At 51.9% G+C, this 20,490-nt stretch carries 21 protein-coding genes; 9 read left to right on the top strand and 12 right to left on the bottom strand.

Annotated features, from left to right (window positions below):
- Positions 1–95: 95 nt before the first annotated feature.
- Together EDM59_RS11695 and EDM59_RS11700 are read left to right on the top strand one after the other, a co-directional pair.
- Positions 96–1,550 (top strand): SulP family inorganic anion transporter, encoded by a 1,455-nt coding sequence (locus tag EDM59_RS11695; RefSeq protein ID WP_246011009.1) that lies wholly within the window; start codon positions 96–98, stop codon positions 1,548–1,550.
- A gap of 166 nt (positions 1,551–1,716) precedes the next feature.
- The gene (locus EDM59_RS11700) at positions 1,717–2,148 is read left to right on the top strand and encodes a MarR family winged helix-turn-helix transcriptional regulator (RefSeq protein ID WP_122923756.1); all 432 of its coding nucleotides are present in this window, start codon (positions 1,717–1,719) and stop codon (positions 2,146–2,148) included.
- A gap of 78 nt (positions 2,149–2,226) precedes the next feature.
- Here the strand turns inward: EDM59_RS11700 and EDM59_RS11705 are convergent, their stop codons facing one another.
- Positions 2,227–3,387: an iron-containing alcohol dehydrogenase gene (locus EDM59_RS11705; RefSeq protein WP_122923757.1), complete on the bottom strand. Its 1,161-nt coding sequence runs from the start codon at positions 3,385–3,387 to the stop codon at positions 2,227–2,229.
- Between the two features lie 208 nt (positions 3,388–3,595).
- The gene (locus tag EDM59_RS11710; protein WP_122923758.1) at positions 3,596–4,177 is read right to left on the bottom strand and encodes a dienelactone hydrolase family protein; all 582 of its coding nucleotides are present in this window, start codon (positions 4,175–4,177) and stop codon (positions 3,596–3,598) included.
- Positions 4,178–4,411: 234 nt separating this feature from the next.
- Here EDM59_RS11710 and EDM59_RS11715 point away from each other — a divergent pair, with 234 nt between their 5' ends.
- Positions 4,412–4,705, top strand: a complete 294-nt coding sequence (locus tag EDM59_RS11715) for a YfbK domain-containing protein (RefSeq protein ID WP_122923759.1) — start codon at positions 4,412–4,414, stop codon at positions 4,703–4,705.
- Positions 4,706–4,771: 66 nt separating this feature from the next.
- Here EDM59_RS11715 and EDM59_RS11720 read toward each other — a convergent pair whose 3' ends face one another.
- The 5 genes from EDM59_RS11720 to EDM59_RS11740 all read right to left on the bottom strand — a co-directional run bounded on the left by EDM59_RS11720 (position 4,772) and on the right by EDM59_RS11740 (position 9,532).
- Positions 4,772–5,914, bottom strand: coding sequence for an HlyD family secretion protein (locus tag EDM59_RS11720; protein ID WP_122923760.1), 1,143 nt, complete (start codon positions 5,912–5,914; stop codon positions 4,772–4,774).
- A gap of 22 nt (positions 5,915–5,936) precedes the next feature.
- A complete protein-coding gene (locus EDM59_RS11725) occupies positions 5,937–7,499 on the bottom strand; it encodes a DHA2 family efflux MFS transporter permease subunit (protein ID WP_122923761.1) in 1,563 nt (520 codons plus the stop codon).
- Positions 7,500–7,511: 12 nt separating this feature from the next.
- Positions 7,512–8,171, bottom strand: a complete 660-nt coding sequence (locus EDM59_RS11730; RefSeq protein ID WP_122923762.1) for an efflux RND transporter periplasmic adaptor subunit — start codon at positions 8,169–8,171, stop codon at positions 7,512–7,514.
- 84 nt (positions 8,172–8,255) lie between these two features.
- A complete protein-coding gene (locus EDM59_RS11735; RefSeq protein WP_122923763.1) occupies positions 8,256–8,816 on the bottom strand; it encodes an amine oxidase in 561 nt (186 codons plus the stop codon).
- A 101-nt stretch (positions 8,817–8,917) separates the two neighbouring features.
- Positions 8,918–9,532, bottom strand: a complete 615-nt coding sequence (locus EDM59_RS11740; RefSeq protein ID WP_122923764.1) for a DedA family protein — start codon at positions 9,530–9,532, stop codon at positions 8,918–8,920.
- 153 nt (positions 9,533–9,685) lie between these two features.
- Between EDM59_RS11740 and EDM59_RS11745 the strand changes: the two genes are divergently transcribed.
- Both EDM59_RS11745 and EDM59_RS11750 read left to right on the top strand, forming a co-directional pair.
- A complete protein-coding gene (locus tag EDM59_RS11745) occupies positions 9,686–10,612 on the top strand; it encodes an AEC family transporter (protein WP_183192892.1) in 927 nt (308 codons plus the stop codon).
- Positions 10,613–10,842: 230 nt separating this feature from the next.
- On the top strand, positions 10,843–12,123 hold the full coding sequence (locus tag EDM59_RS11750) for a DUF1254 domain-containing protein (RefSeq protein ID WP_246011011.1): 1,281 nt from the start codon (positions 10,843–10,845) through the stop codon (positions 12,121–12,123).
- 140 nt (positions 12,124–12,263) lie between these two features.
- Here the strand turns inward: EDM59_RS11750 and EDM59_RS11755 are convergent, their stop codons facing one another.
- The 3 genes from EDM59_RS11755 to EDM59_RS11765 are packed head-to-tail and all read right to left on the bottom strand — an operon-like array spanning position 12,264 to position 15,267.
- A complete protein-coding gene (locus EDM59_RS11755; RefSeq protein WP_122923767.1) occupies positions 12,264–13,193 on the bottom strand; it encodes a glycine betaine ABC transporter substrate-binding protein in 930 nt (309 codons plus the stop codon).
- An 11-nt stretch (positions 13,194–13,204) separates the two neighbouring features.
- Positions 13,205–14,044, bottom strand: a complete 840-nt coding sequence (locus EDM59_RS11760) for an ABC transporter permease (protein WP_122923768.1) — start codon at positions 14,042–14,044, stop codon at positions 13,205–13,207.
- On the bottom strand, positions 14,044–15,267 hold the full coding sequence (locus tag EDM59_RS11765) for a quaternary amine ABC transporter ATP-binding protein (RefSeq protein ID WP_122923769.1): 1,224 nt from the start codon (positions 15,265–15,267) through the stop codon (positions 14,044–14,046). The genes EDM59_RS11760 and EDM59_RS11765 overlap by 1 nt, the downstream gene beginning before the upstream one ends.
- A 263-nt stretch (positions 15,268–15,530) precedes the next feature.
- Between EDM59_RS11765 and EDM59_RS11770 the strand changes: the two genes are divergently transcribed.
- Together EDM59_RS11770 and EDM59_RS11780 are read left to right on the top strand one after the other, a co-directional pair.
- A complete protein-coding gene (locus EDM59_RS11770) occupies positions 15,531–16,079 on the top strand; it encodes a GbsR/MarR family transcriptional regulator (protein WP_122923770.1) in 549 nt (182 codons plus the stop codon).
- A 424-nt stretch (positions 16,080–16,503) separates the two neighbouring features.
- Entirely contained in the window at positions 16,504–17,067 is a 564-nt protein-coding gene (locus tag EDM59_RS11780; protein WP_122923772.1) for a cysteine hydrolase family protein, read from the top strand.
- Between the two features lie 55 nt (positions 17,068–17,122).
- On the opposite strand, the gene EDM59_RS11785 is transcribed toward EDM59_RS11780, so the two are convergent.
- Together EDM59_RS11785 and EDM59_RS11790 are read right to left on the bottom strand one after the other, a co-directional pair.
- Entirely contained in the window at positions 17,123–17,881 is a 759-nt protein-coding gene (locus tag EDM59_RS11785; protein WP_183192893.1) for an arylamine N-acetyltransferase family protein, read from the bottom strand.
- A 22-nt stretch (positions 17,882–17,903) separates the two neighbouring features.
- On the bottom strand, positions 17,904–18,104 hold the full coding sequence (locus tag EDM59_RS11790; protein ID WP_092273817.1) for a YwbE family protein: 201 nt from the start codon (positions 18,102–18,104) through the stop codon (positions 17,904–17,906).
- A gap of 96 nt (positions 18,105–18,200) precedes the next feature.
- Here EDM59_RS11790 and EDM59_RS11795 point away from each other — a divergent pair, with 96 nt between their 5' ends.
- Together EDM59_RS11795 and EDM59_RS11800 are read left to right on the top strand one after the other, a co-directional pair.
- A complete protein-coding gene (locus EDM59_RS11795) occupies positions 18,201–18,677 on the top strand; it encodes a hypothetical protein (protein ID WP_092273820.1) in 477 nt (158 codons plus the stop codon).
- A gap of 184 nt (positions 18,678–18,861) precedes the next feature.
- The gene (locus EDM59_RS11800; protein WP_122923774.1) at positions 18,862–20,484 is read left to right on the top strand and encodes a response regulator; all 1,623 of its coding nucleotides are present in this window, start codon (positions 18,862–18,864) and stop codon (positions 20,482–20,484) included.
- Positions 20,485–20,490: the final 6 nt, after the last annotated feature.

Here is a 20,490-nt window from a genome sequence, read left to right on the forward strand (position 1 = left end):
GTAGCTCGTTTTGTATAATGGGGAACTGTACTCAACGGCCCCGACTTTTCTGCAAGGGGAAAGTCAAGAAAACCAAGACAAAGCGAGGTAACCATTTGAACATTCAACAACTGAAAATGGATTGGTTCTCCAATGTACGCGGTGACGTACTGGCTGGAATGACCGTTGCCCTGGCTCTGATTCCTGAAGCGATTGCCTTCTCGATTATTGCCGGTGTGGACCCTATGGTCGGACTTTACGCTTCTTTCTGCATTGCTGTGACGATTGCCTTCGCTGGCGGAAGACCCGGAATGATTTCGGCAGCGACTGGCGCCATGGCTTTGCTGATGGTCAGCCTCGTAAAAGAGCACGGTTTGGAGTACCTGCTTGCAGCCACTTTGCTGACAGGGGTCATCCAGTTCCTTCTGGGCATGCTCAAGATCGGAAGGTTCATGACTTTTGTTCCCCATTCCGTTGTGATCGGATTTGTCAATGCATTGGCAATCCTGATCTTTCTGGCGCAATTGCCGCATTTTGTGGGGGCATCCTGGGTGATGTACGCGATGGTGCTAGGGACACTTGCGATCATCTACATTCTCCCCCGCTTTACCAAGGCTGTTCCTCCCGCATTGGTAGCCATTATCGTGATGACGGCTATAACGATCTTTGGCGGACTGGATCTGCGTACGGTCGGAGATATGGGGCAGATTACGCGCAGCTTGCCGATGTTCCATATTCCGGTCGTCCCATTGAATCTCGAAACACTGCTGATCATCCTGCCCTATTCGTTTCCTCTGGCGCTCGTGGGCATTCTCGAATCGCTGATGACCGCGTCGATTCTCGATGAAATGACGGATACGCGCAGCGATAAAAACCGCGAAGTCAAAGGACAAGGCATCGCCAACCTCATCAATGGCTTTTTCGGGGGAATGGCTGGCTGCGCCATGATTGGGCAATCCGTCATCAACGTCAAATCCGGCGGGCGCGGACGCTTGTCTACCCTTGTAGCTGGTGTGTTCCTCCTGTTTTTGATCATGGTCCTAGGCGATATCGTACAGCAGATTCCGATGGCCGCACTGGTCGGTGTCATGGTGATGGTCTCCATCGGCACGTTCGACTGGCAATCGTTGAAAAATCTGCGCAAGATCCCTGTCAGCGACTCGCTCGTCATGCTTGTCACGGTCGCGATCGTCGTTGCTACGCATGACCTGGCAAAAGGCGTAATCGCCGGGGTGGTTCTGAGTGCTGTCATCTTTGGCTGGAAAATGGCTCGCCTGAAATCTACAGAAGAGCTGAACGAGGATGGAGTCAAAGTATATATCATCTCCGGTCAGCTGTTTTTCGGCACCATGACCCACTTTATCGAGCAGTTCGACTATCAGGCAGATCCGGAGCACATCATTATCAACCTGAGTCGATCTCACATCTGGGATCACTCCGCTGTGACCGCTGTCTCCAAGGTCGTCCTGAAATACCAGCAGCTCGGCAAGCACGTTTCGATCGAAGGACTGAACGCCGAAAGCAGGTCCTTAATGGAACGGGTCGGCATTTCGGCACCGTCTGGTCATTGAGTATTTTCATATACACTCGCAAACAACAACAAAAGCATTTTGCTCCTCTATCCTTTGGGGACAAAATGCTTTTTTCTATGCGCACCTATTCATTTTTCTGATAACGTCTTTTCCAGCCCTACAACTCATAAGCGATTTGTTATAATAAAAAAGGGTGATATCCGTGATGAATGATCTACTAAAGTATGCCTTTCGGATTCGTGCAGCGATGAATAAAATGCAACGAGAAATTACGATAGAAATGCAAAAACAGTTTGGCGGTGATTTGACGAGACCGCAATTTTATTTGCTCACACTCATTTCGGAAGAACAGCCTTGCAAAATCACGCATTTGGCACAAAAGCTGGGTGTTCGCCCGAGCACCATTTCCACAATGATCAATCGCTTGGTTGACGGCGGCTTTGTCTCTCGCGTGTATGGACAAAATGATCGTCGCAATGTGCTCGTTTCCATTACGGATCGTGGGAAAAGTGTCCTGACGAAGGATATTGAAAACTACGGAAAAGTGCTCGAAAAAATTATCGGGGCGCTGGAGCCGAATGAATTGGAAACGTTTACGAAGACTTTTGAAAAGATGGTCACCATTCAGAATCGCTGAGGGACAAATAAGGAGAAAAAAGACCGCGAGCCTGGTCACACGGGAAGTGCGACGAAGCTTGCGGTTTTTCCTTGTTTCTTACGCGCGGTACGCTTCTTGTAATATAGCCAGATAATCCTCGGCGGTGATCGTGCGGACATTGCTCGGCGTCGAACCGTTCTTCATCGACAGCTCCACGATTCGCGGGAAATCCTCTTCCCGCACACCTGGCAAATCCTTGAGCCTCGGTATTTGCAGGCTCTGTGTCAGCTCCGTTATTCCTCCGATCAGCTTGTCGATCGCTTGGTCCTCGGTATCCGCATCGCTGGCAAAGCCCATATAGCGGGCCAAGGCTGCATGCATTGGCTTGTTATCAGCTGCGTTGAACTTGAGGACGTATGGCAGAAACACCGAGTTGGCAACGCCATGCGGAGTATCGTACAAGCCGCCTAACGCCTCCGCCAGACAATGGACTGCCGCCACATCCGCTGACCCGAAGCACAGACCTGCCATCAAGCTTCCTTCCAGCATCGCATGGCGTGCCTCTTCATCCTGACCGTTGGCGTACGCTGCTGGCAGCGCCCGTACGATCGTTTGCATCGCCTTCGCTCCAAAAGCCTGCGAGATGGGATTGGTCACCTTGCAGGTGTAGCCTTCGATGGCGTGCACCAAAGCATCGACCCCGGTTGCCGCTGTAACCGCTGGCGGTACGCTGTAGGTCAGGACCGGGTCCAAGACAGCCAGCGTAGGACGCAGAGCGGCATGCTTCAACGTCATTTTCCGATGCGTAGTCGATTCTGTAATAACAGCCGAGCGCGTCACTTCCGAGCCTGTCCCCGCAGTAGTCGGTATACATACAATGGGCGCAATATTCGTATACGGCAAACGGCCGTCCGCATAATCCGCAGGTGTCCCTCCGTTTGGTCCGCAAAGCGCGATGGTCTTGCCCGTATCCATCGCGCTTCCTCCGCCGACTGCGACGACCACATCGGCAGCAGCCTCCCGAAACAGTGCTGCCCCTTCCAGGCATTCCGTATCCCGTGGGTTTTGACTCAGCGCATCAAACAGCGTCACCGAAAAGCCCGCTTCTGCAAGCGCTGACTGGATCGGCGCCACCAATCCTGCGCGTATGACGCCGGGATCACTTACCAGGAATACCGATTTGCCTATTCCTCGGGATTGCAGAAGTGCCGGCAATTCTTTTGTTTTTCCACTCCCCATTTCAATACGAGTCGAGCAAAAATAGCTGAATGCTTTCACAAGAATCCCCTCCTACTGTTCAATGATAATAAAGTAATAGACCGGAACCCCTTATCGTACACGGAGTCTCGGTCTTCTAAATCACCAGGTATTTGAAAATTAGTTTTAGACTCAACGTTAGAACGAAGCAATCCACGGATCTAAAATGAAGAATAAAGATATAGACTGCCTCATTGAACTTTCGAACCCGCTGTTCCTAAGCAAACGCTCAGTTATCCAAATGCTGGAGGAATTTGAGTACACGCTGCAACAGCAGGGTCGTTGCGTTGGCGTCATACGACGGCAAACTGCTATCTGCAAAGAAATGTTGATTTCCTGGGTACAAAAAGAGTTCGGCATGATCGGCTGCAGCTACGAGCTCGCGTGCCGCCTCAATGTCACCCTCATCAACGAAGTAGGGATCAGCGTCCATGCCATGAATTTGCACCGGCAGTTCCGCTGGCCAGGTAGATCCGAACATCGAGGTCGGAACGCAAGAGTGAAACAACAATGCACCACGAGCGCCTTCACGAGTCTGAGCGAGCTTCTGAGCTGCAACCACACCAAGCGAAAACCCCGCGTAGATGATCTCACGCGGAAACTCACTGGCCACACGTATACCTCGCTCTGTTATCTCTTCGAAGCCGATCTCATTGACATAGGCCATGCCATCCTCGATCGTGGTAAACAAATGACCGTCGAAAAGGTCAGGAACGTGAACAGTGTGACCTGCCCCTCTGATTTTGTCGGCGAAATCATTAATCCCCTTTGTTAGTCCCAATGAGTGGTGGAACAAAAGAATCTCTGCCATTTCTCTTCTCCTTCCAAGATCTAAAATAATGAAAATTGTGGCTCAATCGATTTCGCTTCCTTACTGCCGTTATCCTGCTTGTTAGCGTAACAAAGCTGCAGGTCATTATCGCGGCAGCTTTGCTGTGTTTTTTCGTTATAACTATTTTCCTGCCAGCGAGCTGGTCAAAAAGAGCTTGCGCATCTTGGTCGATCAGCTCCAACCCACGGATACGGTGGGCATTGTCGTGTACAAGTGAAAAACGAATCAGCCGGCAAGCTCGGCGATGTACGAATACGCTATCACAATGCTGCGACCCAAAGAGTAGAGGAAACAAGCCAGCCGCTGCAAATTCAGGCGAAGCTGTCCGGCGAGCTGCAATTTCTGGCTGCTGTGGCCGAGTATGCAGAAATTCTCCACGAGAGCTACTGGGCAAAGGACGGATCCTTGCGCGATGTCCTCGAGCTGGCTGAATCGAATGCGTCTGGAGAGCAGCAGCTGGAGTTTGTGCGTATGGTCAAGGACTCTCTTGCCATACGGGGGCACTAAAAAACAAGGAACCTTCCAGCACTTCAGCAGGGAGGTTCCTTGCTTTTCTTCTAGATACGTACCCACTTACAGGCTGACGACCCCAGTCATCCCGGAGCGCAGGGCACCTTCTTTGTTGTCGATCATGATTTTGACCGTAAACGTATCGGTACCCGGGTCTGCTTTGGGACTGATCCGCTCTACACTGCCGCGAAAGCTTTTGCCCAAGGCATCGACCGCCACGTCGACTTCCTTTCCTCGTGTGAAACTTCCGAGCTCTGCCTCTGTCACACCGATCACGACGTAGACCTTTTCTGTATGGACGACCGTCATCGCTTGCGTGCTCGGGCTGATCATCTCGCCTGCATGGATGTTTTTGGTGCTCACATAGCCTTTGATCGGGCTTTGGATTGTCGCGTTTTTTAGCTGGTACTCGGCATTGTCGACTACGGCCTGCGCTTTTTCCACCCCGGCGGCAAATTGAGCGATCTGCTCAGAGGTTGCGCCGTTTTTCGCCTTGTCGTACATCGCCTTCATCTGCTCCACGTTTGCTTCCAGTGCCTGCAAGGTTGGCTGTGTCGCACCCTGCTTCGCCATCGCCAGATCTTCCTGGCTGCGCAAAAACTGAGCATCGGCCGAAGAGTAGGCAGACTCTGCGTCTTCCCACGCTTGCTTGGCGACAGCGCCTTGCAGGTAAAGCTCGTAAATTCGCTCTTTTTTCGCAGCAGCCAGCTCCTTGTTCGTTTTCGCGGACTGAAAAGCAGCCTCAAGCTGGGCCAGCTCTTCGGGGCGTTTGCCGTTCTTTACATCCATGTACTTCTGCTGCGCCTGACGCCAGCCCGCTTCCGCGTAAAGCACCTCCTCCTTGCGCGTGCCCTTTTTCGCTTCCTCCCACTGCGATTTCGCCAAAGCCAGATCGGCCTTTGCCATCTGCAAGCTGGCCGCGAGCTCTTCCTGCTCCAGGCCAAACAGCGGAGTTCCTGCATCGACGGCATCGCCAACATCGCGGAATACTTTCGCTACTCTTCCGGACGACTTGGCGTAGATCGTCACTTCCTCGATCCCCTCCACTTTGCCCGTATACGTATGAACGGCTTCTTTCGTTTGTACGGATGGCTGGCCCGCGCCCGCAGCAGCTGTCAGCGCAACCGGCTGCACTTGCCCGCATCCTGTCAACACGACGAGCAAAGCAATCCCTGCTGCTGCACTTCCCCATGCTCTTCTCTTCATCGGGTTACACCCTTCCTTCCTATTACTCCAGCATCGCTGACTGGGATGGTTGTTCCTTCGTACCCTGCAGCGCTTCCTTGTTTTCCCCTACAACCAACATAACGAGAAAAGCCACAACCAAAATCCATGCTGCTACGAGCAAGCTGTCCTGCAATGCCTGAATGGCGGCATACTTTTTCACCAGCTGCCCCATGAGCTGCAGGGCGGATGCGGCGGCTTCCTGAAGAGAAAGCCCTTTTGCCACATACATTTGCTGCCACTGCTCCAAAGCGGTCATCACCGGAGGCTGTGTCGCTGTCACCTGTTCGCTGGCGTGGACCGCATGCTCGACACTGCGATGAGTAAACAAACTGATGAGGCCCGCGATCCCGATCGAGGTCGCGATCTGACGGGAGATGTTCGTAATGACAGACGCTGCCGGTACACGCGCCGGGTCTCCAACAGCTAGGAGCGGAATCTGCATGGAGGTCATGAGACACATCCCCAGCCCGACTCCGCGCAGGGCGAGCAGCCACTGCAGCGTGCTCACGTCCGTGTCCAGATCGATTCGAGAGATCAGAAAACCTGATCCCAGGCAAAAGATCAGACCCGTCACAATAAACGGCTTCAAGCCCACCCGCGCTGCCAGCATTCCGCTGATCGGTGTGACGATCCCCGAGGCAAGCGCTTGAGGCAGCATGAGCAGCCCTGTATCCATCGCCGTCTTGCCGAGCATGTTTTCCGAGTAGATCGGCAGCAGGTAAATGACTCCGAAGTTGCCGACCATAATCATGCTGTTCACCAAAAGTCCGAGCGTAAAATTACGATTGGCAAGCAGACGGATGTCGACCAGCGGATGGTCTGTCGACAGCTCACGGATGACGAACAAGGTGCCGCAGATCAAAGCCGTGAGCAGCAGAGACACGATGTAAAAGGAGTCCCAGCCCTCTTTTTCCCCTTTCGTAACGGCGAGCAAGAGACTGACGAGTGCGGCTGCCGACCATACAAAGCCAGCCAGATCAAAAGGGTGATTCTTTTTCACTTCCCCTTCTCGCAAAAAGCGCCAGACTAACAGCATCGCGATGACCCCAAACGGAATATTGACCGTAAAAATGAACCGCCAATCCATATGCTGCACAAAGTAACCGCTCAGCGTCGGCCCTACAGCGGGAGCGACAAACACCGAGATTCCGAAGACCCCCATCGCTGGCCCCATCTTCTCCCGTGGGACGACGAGCTGAATCATCGACTGACCGATTGTCATCATCAGCCCGCCTCCTGCTGCCTGAACGATCCTAGCAGCGATCATACTGCCATTGCTCCACGCCAAACCGCAAAGAAGCGAACCGACCGTAAACAGCAAGAGACTGACCAAATAGCTTCTTTTGATCCCAAAGCGGATTCCTACGAAGCCTGCGAGTGGAATGACGGCAGCCATCGTCAGCGTGTAGCTGGTCACTACCCACTGAATGTCCTCGGTCGAAACCCCAAACACATGCATCATCTCGGGAATGGCGACGTTGACGATGCTCGTATCCAGGACAGCCATGAAGGTTCCCAGCACAATGGCCAGCACGCCAGGCCAAAAGTTTTCCTCTGGACTCATTCCCTCACATCCTTATCTCACGTGAATCTTGACTTTTGCATTCAAGCCAGGCTGAAAATCATACGGACCTTCCGTAAAAGCGATCTTGATCGGAATGCGCTGCGTCACCTTGGTGAAATTCCCCCCGGCATTGGTGGGCGGCAGCAAGGAAAACGTCGATTGCGTCGCTTCCCCGATTTTCGAGACCGTCCCCGTGAACGTACGTCCCGGGTACATATCCAGCTCGATCTCTACCTTTTGCCCGAGCGCAATGTAGCCGGCATCTGTCTCTTCCACATTCGCCTGCACGTACAGCTGGTGTTTATCGACGACCAGCGCAACAGTATTGCCAGCCCCGACCACTTCTCCTGCTTTGGCCGCTCGCTGCAAAATGACCCCGCTGATCGGCGAACGGATAGCCGTGTTTTCGAGCTGCACGCTGTTCGTCGCATTTACCTGCTCCTGCTCCGCTACAATTTGCCCGCTTTGTACCTCGCTCCCCTCGTCGATCCGGACGCTTTTGAGCTTTCCGGCGACTTTGGGAGCTATTTTATAAATGTCACCTGTCACCATCGCATCCTCTGTTTTCACGTAGAAATACCCTTGATAGCCGTAGTAGCCGACGACGATCGCGACCACCATGAGAACGGACAGCAAGACGACTTTTTGTTTTTTGGGCTTTTTCTTTTCCAATGAAGCTCCCTGCCTTTCTTTGCATACCGACTGGCGGTTTGTTAATTTTCGAAAAAGGAAGAGCTTTTTTCATCAGCTCTCTCGTTAACCTTGCCTATTCAAGAAAAAGCGTTTGACGATCGGGCGTACCAAAATCGTAGCTGCCAAGCCGATCATATTCCACACGTGCACCAGCGTGACGCCTGCCTCCCCCGAGATGATTCTCATCGCATACAAAGCCGAGCAGATCAACGATAAGGCGAAGGCAACCGCCCAGATAAGCGTCAGCCAAAAGTTGGAGAGGTAGAACAGGCGATGTGTCGTAAATGCTTCCGGTACTACTTTTTTGGCGTACTGGAGGGTAAAAGGCTTTTTGATAACGAGAGAAATGGCGGATGCCAGTGTCAGAATCCCGTACATGAACAGCTGTGTGAAGTCGAACAGATGAAAGGATGGAAGCAGCAGGGCAACCCAAATGCCAAAGAAAAAGTAATAGACTTTGATTCGGATGATCGTTGTGACTTCCCCAAATTTCTTCCTTTGAAACAGATAGATCAAAGCAGAAAGCACAAAGCCGATCGTGAGCCCAAGCGCAGGCGGTTCTACTTGAAAGGCGACAAAAAAGGGAATCAGATCAACGAAAATCCAAAATAAGGTTTGAATCATGACGGACACTCACTCCTCGATTCGTTCTTTATGCTGTTCATTTTACAAACCGACCGACGGTTTGTAAAGACTTATTTTTTCCATTCTTGTCCTTTTTCCTTTCAACCCGCTTTTATGTTTTGCCGCCATTTTACGATGAGGTACGTAGCCAGACCGAGCGCAGCGGCAATCAACAAAAAGGTCAAGCCGTAGTGGCGAATGTAGACAACGACCTTGAACCACTCCCGCTCCAGGGTCCTTCCCAATAGCAAAAAGGTCAGACTCCAGATCAATGCACCTGCGTAAGCAAATCCGGCAAAGCGCCGAAAATCCATGGAAGCGATCCCTGCCAAGTAAGCCGTAATGTGACGAACTCCCGGCAAAAAATAGCCAACCAGCAGCAAGTACGACCCGTAGCGGGCAAACAGCTTCTGCGTGGACTCGATTCGTTTCGGCGAAATGTGCAAATAAGGACCTACCTTGATCAACAGCGGCAGTCCCCATTTCAATCCAATGGCATAGCTGATGGAAATGCCTGCTGACGCACCTAAAAAAGCACTTAGGAGCGTGTACGGCATCTGCAGAACCCCACGGGAAACGGCATACCCCGCGTAGGTCATCAACACCTCGTCTGGAATGGGCACCCCCAAGACACCTAGCGCCAAGGCAAAAAAGATCCCTACATATCCGTATTTCATCAAAAACAAATCCAAATGATGTTCCACGGCTACCTCCATCTCCTTGTCCTCTTACATCCTATTCTTCCCACATTCGACATCATGCTCGCTTTTTTCCCTCTTGCCGAGAAAAACAGCCTTCCCTTTCTATTACCCGAGGAGTACAATTCTTTCCAATCATCTGAATTCTATTTTGTAGAAATGAGGAATACCATGTCTGTCTTTCTCACTACTTCCGGCCAAATCATTGCCCCCATCGTCGTACTGATCGGGATCGGCGCCATTCTTCATCGCGCCTTTCGTTTGGATATGAATACTTTGTCCAAGCTCATTCTTTATTTTTTTGTCCCGGCGATCGCTTTCGTGAAAATCTATGAAGCAAAGCTGTCTTTTGTCCTACTTTTGCAAGTGTTTGGATTTTTGCTGCTTCAGTTTGTCTTGCTGCTGATCCTGACAGAAGGCATCAGCAGGCTGTTTCGCTTTTCCAAAGGGATTTCCGCCAGCTTCTCGAACAGCGTCGTTCTTACCAACAACGGAAATATCGGAATCCCCGTAAACGATCTCGCTTTTCGCCACGATCCGCTCGCTATGTCCATTCAGATTGTTGTCGTCGTATTTGAGATTTTGGTGACCTTTACCTTTGGACTGCTAAAAGCAAGTGCTGCCACAAAGGGCTTGCTCGGCTCGATTCGTCACTTTTTTCGGCTTCCCGTTTTGTATGCGATCATTCTTGGCCTGCTGTGCAATCTTCTGCAGCTTTCTGTCCCTGACTTTTTGTGGGTACCAGCCAAGCAGGCAGCCAATGGCATGCTCGCCCTAGCACTGGTCAGCATCGGCGCGCAAATCGCTTCTGTAGCTCTGAAAAAGAATACGTGGCTGGTTGTGGCGAGCAGCTTCTTGCGTTTGATTGTCTCTCCCATTGTTGCGTATGGAGTGATTACGCTCCTCGGCCTCGATGGCATGACCGCACAAGCTCTGTTCATTGCCAGCGCCATCCCCACTTCACGTAATAGTGCAGCCCTTGCATTGGAATACAATAACGAACCCGAATTCGCTGCCCAAGCCGTGCTTGTCTCCACGCTGCTGAGTACGGTGACACTCACCCTCTGCATCTCGCTCGCAGGCTCCCTGTTTCCGTGACACTCTCCAAGCCACCGCTTTGTGCATAAAAGCCCCTCCTCCGTGAAGAATACGGTTGACCATCATTTTCCGTCTTTCGAGGGGGGACTGTTTTTTTATGAAAAGATACATCCGCTACAGCCTGCTGACTTTCTGCCTCTTGTCGCTCATTGCGTTCACACTCCAGCCTGCTCCCCGCGCACTCGCTGCCTGGGACCCGAAAAAACCGGATAGCCGAACCCAGCAGCTCGGTGCATTCACGCGAAAATCTCGCGTATGCAGTAGGGCTCCAAGCGTACATCTACGGCTATCCCCTCGTCCTCGTAGCCAAAACGATGGGAGAGATGACAAACCAGCTGGCCCCGCTCAATGAGTTCGTCTACACGGATGCCGTAGCGACGCCCGGCTTTCGGACCATCGTCACGCCGAACTCGGATACACTTTATCTGAACGCTTGGCTGGATTTGTCCCGCACCCCTATCCTCCTCCAGGTGCCGGATAATCCGCAAAACCGCTACTATACGGTACAAATGCTGGATGCCTATACGAATACATTTCACAACGAATCCAATCGCGCAACGAAGCAGCAAGCCAGGCAAAGTGTCATCGTCGGCCCCGATTGGAGAGGACCACTGCCTGCAGGCATCCAGAAAATATACGCGCCGACCAATACCGTCTGGCTCTTGGGGCGCGTGGAGGTGAAGGGCGCTGACGATTTGCCGCAAGCTACCGCCTTTGAACGGCAGATTCAAATCAAGCCGTTGCAGCAGGGGAAAGGGAAAGCCTCGGGCGTAAACGAAGCTACCCCCGAAGTCCCAAAGGATGTGCGGACTTCCCTGTCATTTTTTCAGGTGATGACGGATATGATTCGCAAAAATCCACCCCCTGCCTGTGACTTTGTTCTGCTAAATCAGTTTGCTTTGGCAGGAATCGATGTACAAAATGGGTTTGATTCCGCTCGGATCGATCCGGCGAGCCGGGCTGGGCTGCTGCGCGCTTTGCAGGACGGTCCATCTGTCGTGGAAAACGGCTTTCTTCCTTACACGACTGTCCGAAATGGCTGGGGCTCTTTTTCACCCATCGGCACATACGATGATCAATTTCTCGCACGCGCCTTCATTGCCTACTCCGGCATCGGTGCCAACGTTCCAGAAAAGGAAGCCTACTTTCGTGCCTATACGGACGGACAAAACCGCCTTCTTACGGGCGAGAAATCGTATACGCTGCATTTTGACCGCGACCAGCTCCCCAAGACGACAGCCTTTTGGTCGATCAACGTCTACGACAACCAGCTGTTTCTAGCAAAAACAGAAGCTGGCCGCGCCTCTGTCCGCAGCAACAACGGCACCCTGAAGCTGGGTCCGGACGGCTCTCTCGACATCGTGCTGCAAAAGTCACCTCCCCGGGATCCACATGCGAACTGGCTGCCTACTCCGGCAGGAAATTTCAATCTTGTTCTCCGTGTCTTTGCGCCTGTCCCCGGCTCTTTGGGTCCACACCATGCTTGGCCGCCTGTGCGTGAAAGCCGTTAGCCGCCATTAAACAGCCCTGCATAAGAAAACCTCTATCGCTGCCATTCTTACTGTACAAAAAAGAAGCCTCTGCCCGAAACATGTTCGAGCCGAGGCTTCATTACTAGAGGTTGGAGCTGGGTCATACTGGCTTTACTAAATTACTTCTTCAGATCTTCAATGGAGTTTACGTTCATGTAGGTTGGAACGGCCAGTCCCAGCTTGGTACCGTTCAGGTTTGGACCGAGATCCTCTACATTTTCGCCCAATTTCTTAAAGTAGTCTTCATGTGTCGTCGGCAGCCAAGCCGCTACCATACCGTCCACGTCACCATTGGATACACCTACCCACATTGGGCCTGCCTCCACTTGGCTCAGCTCTACCTGATACTTCAGTTTTTGCTCCAGGACGGTTTTCACGACGTTCGTGCTGGCAATCTCGGAATCCCATGCCACATAAGCGAGTGTCAGCTTTTTACCTTCAGCAGGCTGGATGCCCTCGACCCACTTGTTGACGGTTTCCTCGTTGTTTTTCACCCACTGCGCCGCAGCTTCCTCCGGCTTTTTCCCGTCCGCGATTTCGAGCATAACCTTTTCCATGTCCTCTGGCTTCCACTCGAACTTGTCGAGGAAAGCATACGCGCTCGGTTGATCCTCTTTCAGACCTTTGCGGACGATGGTGTGAATTTGCTCATCCTTGCCGTAAGAGCCTTTTGGGTCCTCGAGGTACTTCATTTCGAATTTGGAGAACATCCAGTGTGGTGTCCAGCCCGTCACGATAATTGGCTTCTTATCCTTATACGCCTGGGTCAGTTCTGCTGTCATGGCTGCGCTCGAGCCCTCAACCAGCTCCCATCCTTGCAGGTCGTAGTCTTTTATCGCTTTTTCCGTTGCTTTCATCAAGCCGGCACCTGGGTCAATCCCGATAATTTTGTGATCGACTTGCTCACCGACACTGCCTTGGGCCGATTCCGTATTTCCTGCTGGCGGCTGGCTGCCCTCCTGCGGTGCGTTACTGCTTCCGCATCCCACAAGAAACATGCTCATCCCCAGTGCGACTGCCAATCCTTTGATCATCGTAACCTTTTTCATGAAAACCCCTCCTACGCGTTTTTTCTCTTTCCTACCCCTTGCGTGATGCGATCCAGCAAAATCGCCATGATCACAATCGCGAGACCTGCTTCAAAGCCTTGACCGATATTGATCTGCGTCACGGCGCGGTACACATCCGCACCCAATCCTTTTGCTCCAATCATGGAAGCGATCACGACCATGGACAGCGCCAGCATGATGCTCTGGTTGATCCCTGCCATCATCGTCGTTTTCGCAATCGGCAGCTGTACTTTCGTCAGTTTTTGCCAGTAGGTCGATCCGAAAGCATCGGAAGCCTCAATCAAATCAGCAGGGACTTGGCGAATCCCCAGATTGGTCAGGCGGATGGTCGGCGGCATCGCAAAGATCACCGAAGCGATCACGCCTGGTACCTTCCCCAGCCCGAAGAAAAAGATGGCGGGAATCAAATACACAAAGGCCGGCATCGTCTGCATGAAGTCGAGCAACGGCGTGACGACTTTCTGCACCGATTCGTTTTTCGCGCACCAGATCCCCATCGGAATCCCGATGACGACGGATATCAAAGCGGCGGTCAACACCAGCGCAAGTGTTTCCATCGAATGCTCCCAGTAACCCAGGTTTTGAATCAGCAATAAGCCAATAAAGGTAAAAAGAGCCATCGTCCATCTTCCTGCCCGATAGGCAATCAGCACGAACAGGATAATGACCAGCCAAAACGGTAGTCCCGTCAAGATCGCATTGAACAGATCAACTGTCCCTCCGATGGCTGCGGATATCAGGTCAAACACAAACCCCAAATGTTCGTCCAGCCCGTCGACGATCACTTCAATCCACTCGTCGAGAGGCAGCTTTGGAAATAGTTGACTCATTATACTTTCACCTGCCCTTCTTGTTCAGTCGGCAGTGTACTTTCCTGATTGACTTTCCCTGCCAGGCCGCCCAAGACGGCCCCTTTCACGATGATCCCAAGCAAGCGGTCATGCTCCCCGATCACGGAGACGGGGATATCGGAGAACGCCACGAGGTCAAACAGCTCGTTTAGCAACGTCTGCGGCCCCACCTTTGGCACGTCTCTGCGCATGACTTCTTCAAGCGTTTTGCCGTGCAGCTTGGCGTCGTTAACCGCATCCGCAGTAAGCACACCGAGAAGCGTCTTTTTGCGGTCGACCACGTACAGGCTGGATACACCGCGATCACGCATCATCTGCATGGCGACGCTCGGTCCGCGATCCAACGTAATCGTCTCTGCCCGCTTCATGACATGCTCAGCCGACAGGACTTTCGAGCGGTCTACGTCTTCCACGAAGCGCTCTACGTACTCATTGGCTGGATTCGTCATGATTTCTTCCGGCGTACCGATTTGTACGATCGCCCCATCCTTCATCAGTGCGATGCGATCCCCGATTTTCAGCGCTTCATCCAGATCATGCGTAATAAAGATGATGGTTCGCTGCATCGAGCTCTGCAATTCCAGCAGCTCATCCTGCATGTCTTTGCGAATGAGTGGATCGAGTGCGCTGAATGCCTCGTCCATCAACAGCACATCAGGATCATTGGCCAGTGCCCGTGCCAGACCCACACGCTGCTGCATCCCCCCGGACAGCTGGTCGGGATAGCTCTGCTCCCAGCCGCCGAGTCCAACGAGCGTGAGCGACTCTTTGGCTCTCTGTTCCCGCTCGCTCTTCGGCATATTTTGGATTTCCAAACCGTAAGCCGCATTTTCCAGCACCGTTCTGTGTGGAAACAATGCGAATTTCTGAAAGACCATTCCTAGCTTTTTACGTCTGACTTGCTGAAGCTGCTCTGCATTCATACTGACGATGTCTACACCGTCAATCAGAATTTTGCCCTCCGTTGGTTCGATCAAGCGGTTCAACAACCGGACCAAGGTGGACTTCCCGCTACCCGAGAGCCCCATGATGACAAAAATCTCACCCGCATGCACTTCAAAGCTCGCTTGATTTACCCCGAGAGTCAGACCCGTTTCTTTCAATATTTCCCCTTTGGTCTTTCCCTGCTTCACGAGAGGTAACGCGCGCCCTGGCTGGCGTCCAAAGATCTTCGTCAAGTTTTCTACAGTAATCTTGGGCATATGGTCACCTCCAACTTTCTGCCCGTATTCCGGACGATCACTACCCTTACAATTGTATCGGGGCTTCATTTTTCCCTCAAATTGGGTGAGGACCGATAATCGGGCATTTTCAGCGTTCAGAAAAAACTTTACGTACTTTTCTTACCGTATTCGCAGAATAACTCGTATATACTGTACAATATCTCCATTTACTTTTCCCGGTTAGAAACGTACAATCTTAAACAGGTTACAATTGAAACACCAGAGGAGCTGCTTTTTTCAAAATGGATACCAATCAGGAAAGAATCCTTGAAAAAGCCCAGGAACGCGTGATCGAGACACTTGCTCGGAACATGGATTTGTACGGTATTACCATGTCGACAGGACTGTTGTATGGCACGTTGCTGTTTCAGGACAAGTCCATGACGCTCGATGAAATGGGTGAAGCGCTCGGAATGAGCAAGACCAGCATGAGTACCGGCGTTCGTACGTTAATGGACTTAAATATGGTAGAAAAGATATGGAAAAAAGGAACGAGAAAGGATCATTATGAAGTCAATCTGGATTGGTACCAGAACTTCATCGATCTCTTCTCCGTCAAATGGAGACACGCTTGCGAGCAAAACGGCATGAGCCTGAAAAAGTCTCTGCAGGAGCTGAATGCTCTCCTCGAAGCAGACGGTCTCTCGGATGAAGACAAAGAACGTGTCAAACTCAGCATCGAGCGCATCGAGAATGGGCTGGAGTACTACCATTGGCTGTCCCGGTTGATCGATTCCTTTGAGTCACACGATATCTTTCAGTTTGTACCGAAAAAGGAAATTGAGTCATAAGCTTTGCCCAAACATAAGAAAACCTCTATCGAGGCCAGTTCGAGGAGGAGCGACCGCGTTTTAGCGGAAAGTTTTACCGAAGGAATGCCAGAAGCGGACGCTGAGGCACTTCGTCATGCGCTCCGGAATTCATAAGCCTTACGCTTATAAATTCCTATACGTTCAAGAAAGACCAGCTCGTATGCCGTAAAGGACGAGAGCTGGTCTTTTTTTGTCTATAACTTCCAGTATCTTCATGCTATACTTCTTTTGCAGGCTGGCTGCTTGCCAGATTTCTGTAGCTTTGCTTCGTTTATAGGAAGAAAGGAGTTGGCGAATCTGAACAAAATCACTCTTCGGAATACTCATACAGCGATCGTTTTGAAAAACAACCATAAGGGGGAGCTGCACCGCTAAACTCTCCCCTCTACCTAGGAGGATGTTCATGAACCACCAGACAGCTTTGCTCGTTATCGATGCCCAGGTCGGAATCATCGAGGGCACCAGCAACGATTCCGTATTTGCAAAAGACTCATTGGTCCGCACCATTCAAGCTCTGATCGAACAAGCGCGAACTCGCTCGATCCCGGTATTATTTGTCCAGGATGAGGATGTGCGGGATGGACTTGGCGAAGAGGCATTTGCTATTCATCCGGCCCTCTCCCCTCTCCCGAATGAGCCTGTGGTCTGGAAACGCGCGACGGATTCCTTCCACGGTACTGACTTACATGAGCAGCTGCAGGAACTTGGGGTTACCCATCTGGTGATCACCGGCTGCAAAACCGAGTATTGCATCGACAGCGCCTGCCGCAAAGCCACAACACTCGGCTACGACGTTACACTGGTCAAGGACGGACATTCGACATCGGACAATGCCGCCCTGCGCGGAGAGCAAATCGTCGCTCATCACAACACCTGCTTGCACGGTTTGAGCAATCTGCATCCGTTCATTATCGTGCGCCCTTCAGAAGAAGACGTACTCGTGCCAAGTCACGACTCGTATCGGTAGGCTATCTATAGAAAAAACGGGCAGCCCACTGTGGCTTTGCCCGTTTTTCTATGCCCTACTTTTCTTTGGCAAGCCCAAAGCTGCTGCGGAGAAGCTGCTCCAGCTCTTCATCCGACTTGATCTGCCTCGTGGTTTTCGCCGTCCCGTTGGTTTCAATGAACGTATCCCCGGAGATTGTGATTCTCCCTGTCGGCATCGCGAGTGAACAAATCCTCCTTTGCGCGAAGTGGGAGTTTGGACTCGTTTGCTGTTCGTGATTCATCTCGGAAAAGTCTTCAAGACGACGCGGCGTAGTCGTGAACTGCAGGGTCGAGCTCCAGCCCTCTTCCGTGCGCTTTTGGAACAGATACGTATTTGGAGCCGAATCTGCCATGATCCGGTAGGCCCCGCCAGCATCCTCCACCACTTCACCGGTTAGCCGCATCGGTAACCGTGCGGAATCCCCGAAGCCGACATCCACGAAATAGTCTTCCTCAAGATGCACCAAGAGCGCCATATGATCGAATTCAGGTCCCCAACTGCCATCCCTGCGCCAGACCCTGCCGGACAACAGCGTTACCGAGAAACCCACTTTTTGCAGCATGAGTGCCAAAAGACCATTCAGCTCATAGCAGTAGCCGCCCCGCTTTCTCCCTACGATCTTGTCGTGGAGCGCTTCCGGTGTGATGGCAACTGGCCTGCCGCTCATTATATCGAGATTTTCAAATGGAATGGACAGCATATGCCGCTCCTGGATCAGGCACAAGGACTCGTAATCGATACGAATGTCTTCGATTTTCACGCCCATTCGGCGAAAGTACTCTCTTTCATCCATACGGCTCTCCTCCTGTCCTTCCCTAGCGCTTGGGATAGATCTCCTGCACCCTGCCGACCTGGCCATCTGTGAGTCGTACCTTGATGCCATGCGGATGTGTGCCGGAATTGGTCAATATGTCTTTGACGATTCCCCGCGTACGCTTCCCTGTGCGTTGATCCTGCTTCAATACAATATCGACCTCGAGACCTGCTGCGATGTCTTTGCGATTTTTTCCGTTCATCATTTCTTCTCCTTTTTCGACAATCCACGATCTTTTTCGTTCTTTCCATAAGCTATGATATAATCGACAAACAAAACTATCTCATCGGAGGAATCCATGCTTACTTTTGAAGAAAAACTGGCGATTATTGAATCTTTCCCGCAGCTGACACGCAATGATGTCTCTCTGAAGCGGGTGAACTTTCATTATGAAGGCAGTTTGCACGAGAAAAAAACAGTCGTGTACCATCTCCATCCGAATGGCAACGGCTTCGTATATGGCGCGTTTTTGAAAGGCTATCGCAAAGATGACAAAGGACTCGTCAACATTCGCGATTTCTCGGCAGAGGAGCTGCGAACCATCATCGAAGCTTCCATCGAAATGCTGTCTCACGCTCGTCCAGTCGCTCCACAAGCAAACGCTGGCAAGCAGGAGCTTGCGGAAACGTGGATCGACAAGCAAAACAACACCTTGCAGCTCCAGCAGGAAGACTCACTGTGGAACGTCTACCATGGCTTGAACCTGGAAGCTTCCTTTGAATCGTATGTGGAAGCAGAGAACTACTTGAAAGAAGAAGGGTTTAGCCGTCAATAACGCTTTTCGCACCTGTGTCCCCTTCCCTCTTCCTGACCTTCCCCCTGCACGGGATTGCCTCTCCAGTAACGGCACATTTTTCACTCGCTAGATGTACCATACCAAATCATAAACGTGGAAACAATTGGCCAAGCAGTCTTCCCTGACTGCTTGGGTTCACCAGACTACAGGGGGATCGTACGGCATGATGAAGTATCGAGAAGCACTCATGACCCAGATTCACAAGCAGCTGGAGGCGTGGTTCGATCAAAACGGACCACTCCCCCATGAAGAATTATACCGGTTTCTGCATTCCTTAAAGGGAACCTCAGGAACAATTGGACTCACCGATTTGTCCCAGCTGTCCCAGACGCTTCTGGACAAGCTGGAAGCGATGCCGCCCAAAAAGTGGCAACCTGCCCAGTGGCGTGAATTTTTGCTTTCGCTGATCACTTTATGCTATGAACAGCGCATGGAACAAGACCTGTTATTGGAGAATCCGAACAATTCACGGGAAAACTGCTACGAAAGCCAGCCTCTCGTGTTGATATTAGATGATGATGTCACCTTGTTGATGTATGTAAAAGAATATTTGGAGAAGCGCAACTGGTCCGTCATCGCGACCGTTCATCCGCATAAAGCTTTGGACTATTTTCACGACATGAATCCCGACTGTCTCATTGTCGATCTCAACATCCCCGAAACAGGCGGCTTTCAAATCATGCAAACACTCGGCGAAAAGATCCGAAAACAATATGTCCCGACGACGGTCATCAGCGTGAACAGTGAGCGCGAAACCCGGCTGCGTGCCTACCGCATGGGTGCCGACGATGTCATGTCCAAGCCACTCGATATGGAGGAGCTGGCCGTGCGTCTGGAACGTCAATTATACCGCAAGCGCTGGGTGAACCGGATCTTGTTTCTGGATGAGCTGACCGGAGCCTACAATCGCAATTCCCTGCTGGATACCTACCAGCGGCTGCTGGGCGATGCGATGCGCGCCGATGCTCCTTTGTCGCTCGCCTTTTTGGACATCGACCATTTCAAAAAAGTGAACGATACATACGGGCATCTGGTCGGGGATGACGTCCTAAGCCGGTTCGCTTCCTTTATCCAAAGCAGTGCAGCCAAGAACGACATTCTGTTTCGCTATGGCGGCGAGGAATTCATTCTCCTGATGCCGCAAACGGCCGTGGCAGAGGCGAAGCTGCGCATGCAGCAGATGCTTGACGAGTTTTGCACGCTGACCTTTGCATCCGCCAGCGGTCCCTTTTCCTTGAGCTTCTCCGCAGGCGTCGTACAAATTACGGATGCGGAAAAACCGTTTCCCTATTGGCTGGAGGTTGCCGATACTTCTTTATATAAAGCAAAAAGCTTGGGACGCTGCCGAATCGAGGAAGCTGTTCTCTCCGAAACCGACGCCGCTCCACAAATCAAGCTCAAGGTAGCCATCATCGATGACGACCCGATGATTCGCACGATGCTGACCGAATCCGTGAAGGCCGGCTTTGAAGGCTGGATCCATGCCGATATTCAGGAGTTCCGGGACGGCGAGGTCTTTTTCCAGGGAGATTGGCACCGGGGACCCGAGCCCTATCTCGTCATCTTGGATGGCATCATGCCGATTATGGATGGCCTGGAAGTGTTGCAGCGAATCCGCGCTTTGCCCAATACCAAGCACTATACCGTCATCATGCTGACGGGCCGGACCGAAGAGCATGATATTGTCCGGGCTCTACAGCTGGGGGCAGATGATTACATGACCAAGCCTTTCAGTCCTAAGGAGCTGGAGGCACGGATCAAGCGGCTGGTCAAACGAATGGTTTAGAAGAAC

The organism is Brevibacillus nitrificans (assembly GCF_003710965.1).
In the GTDB taxonomy this organism is placed as follows: domain Bacteria; phylum Bacillota; class Bacilli; order Brevibacillales; family Brevibacillaceae; genus Brevibacillus; species Brevibacillus centrosporus.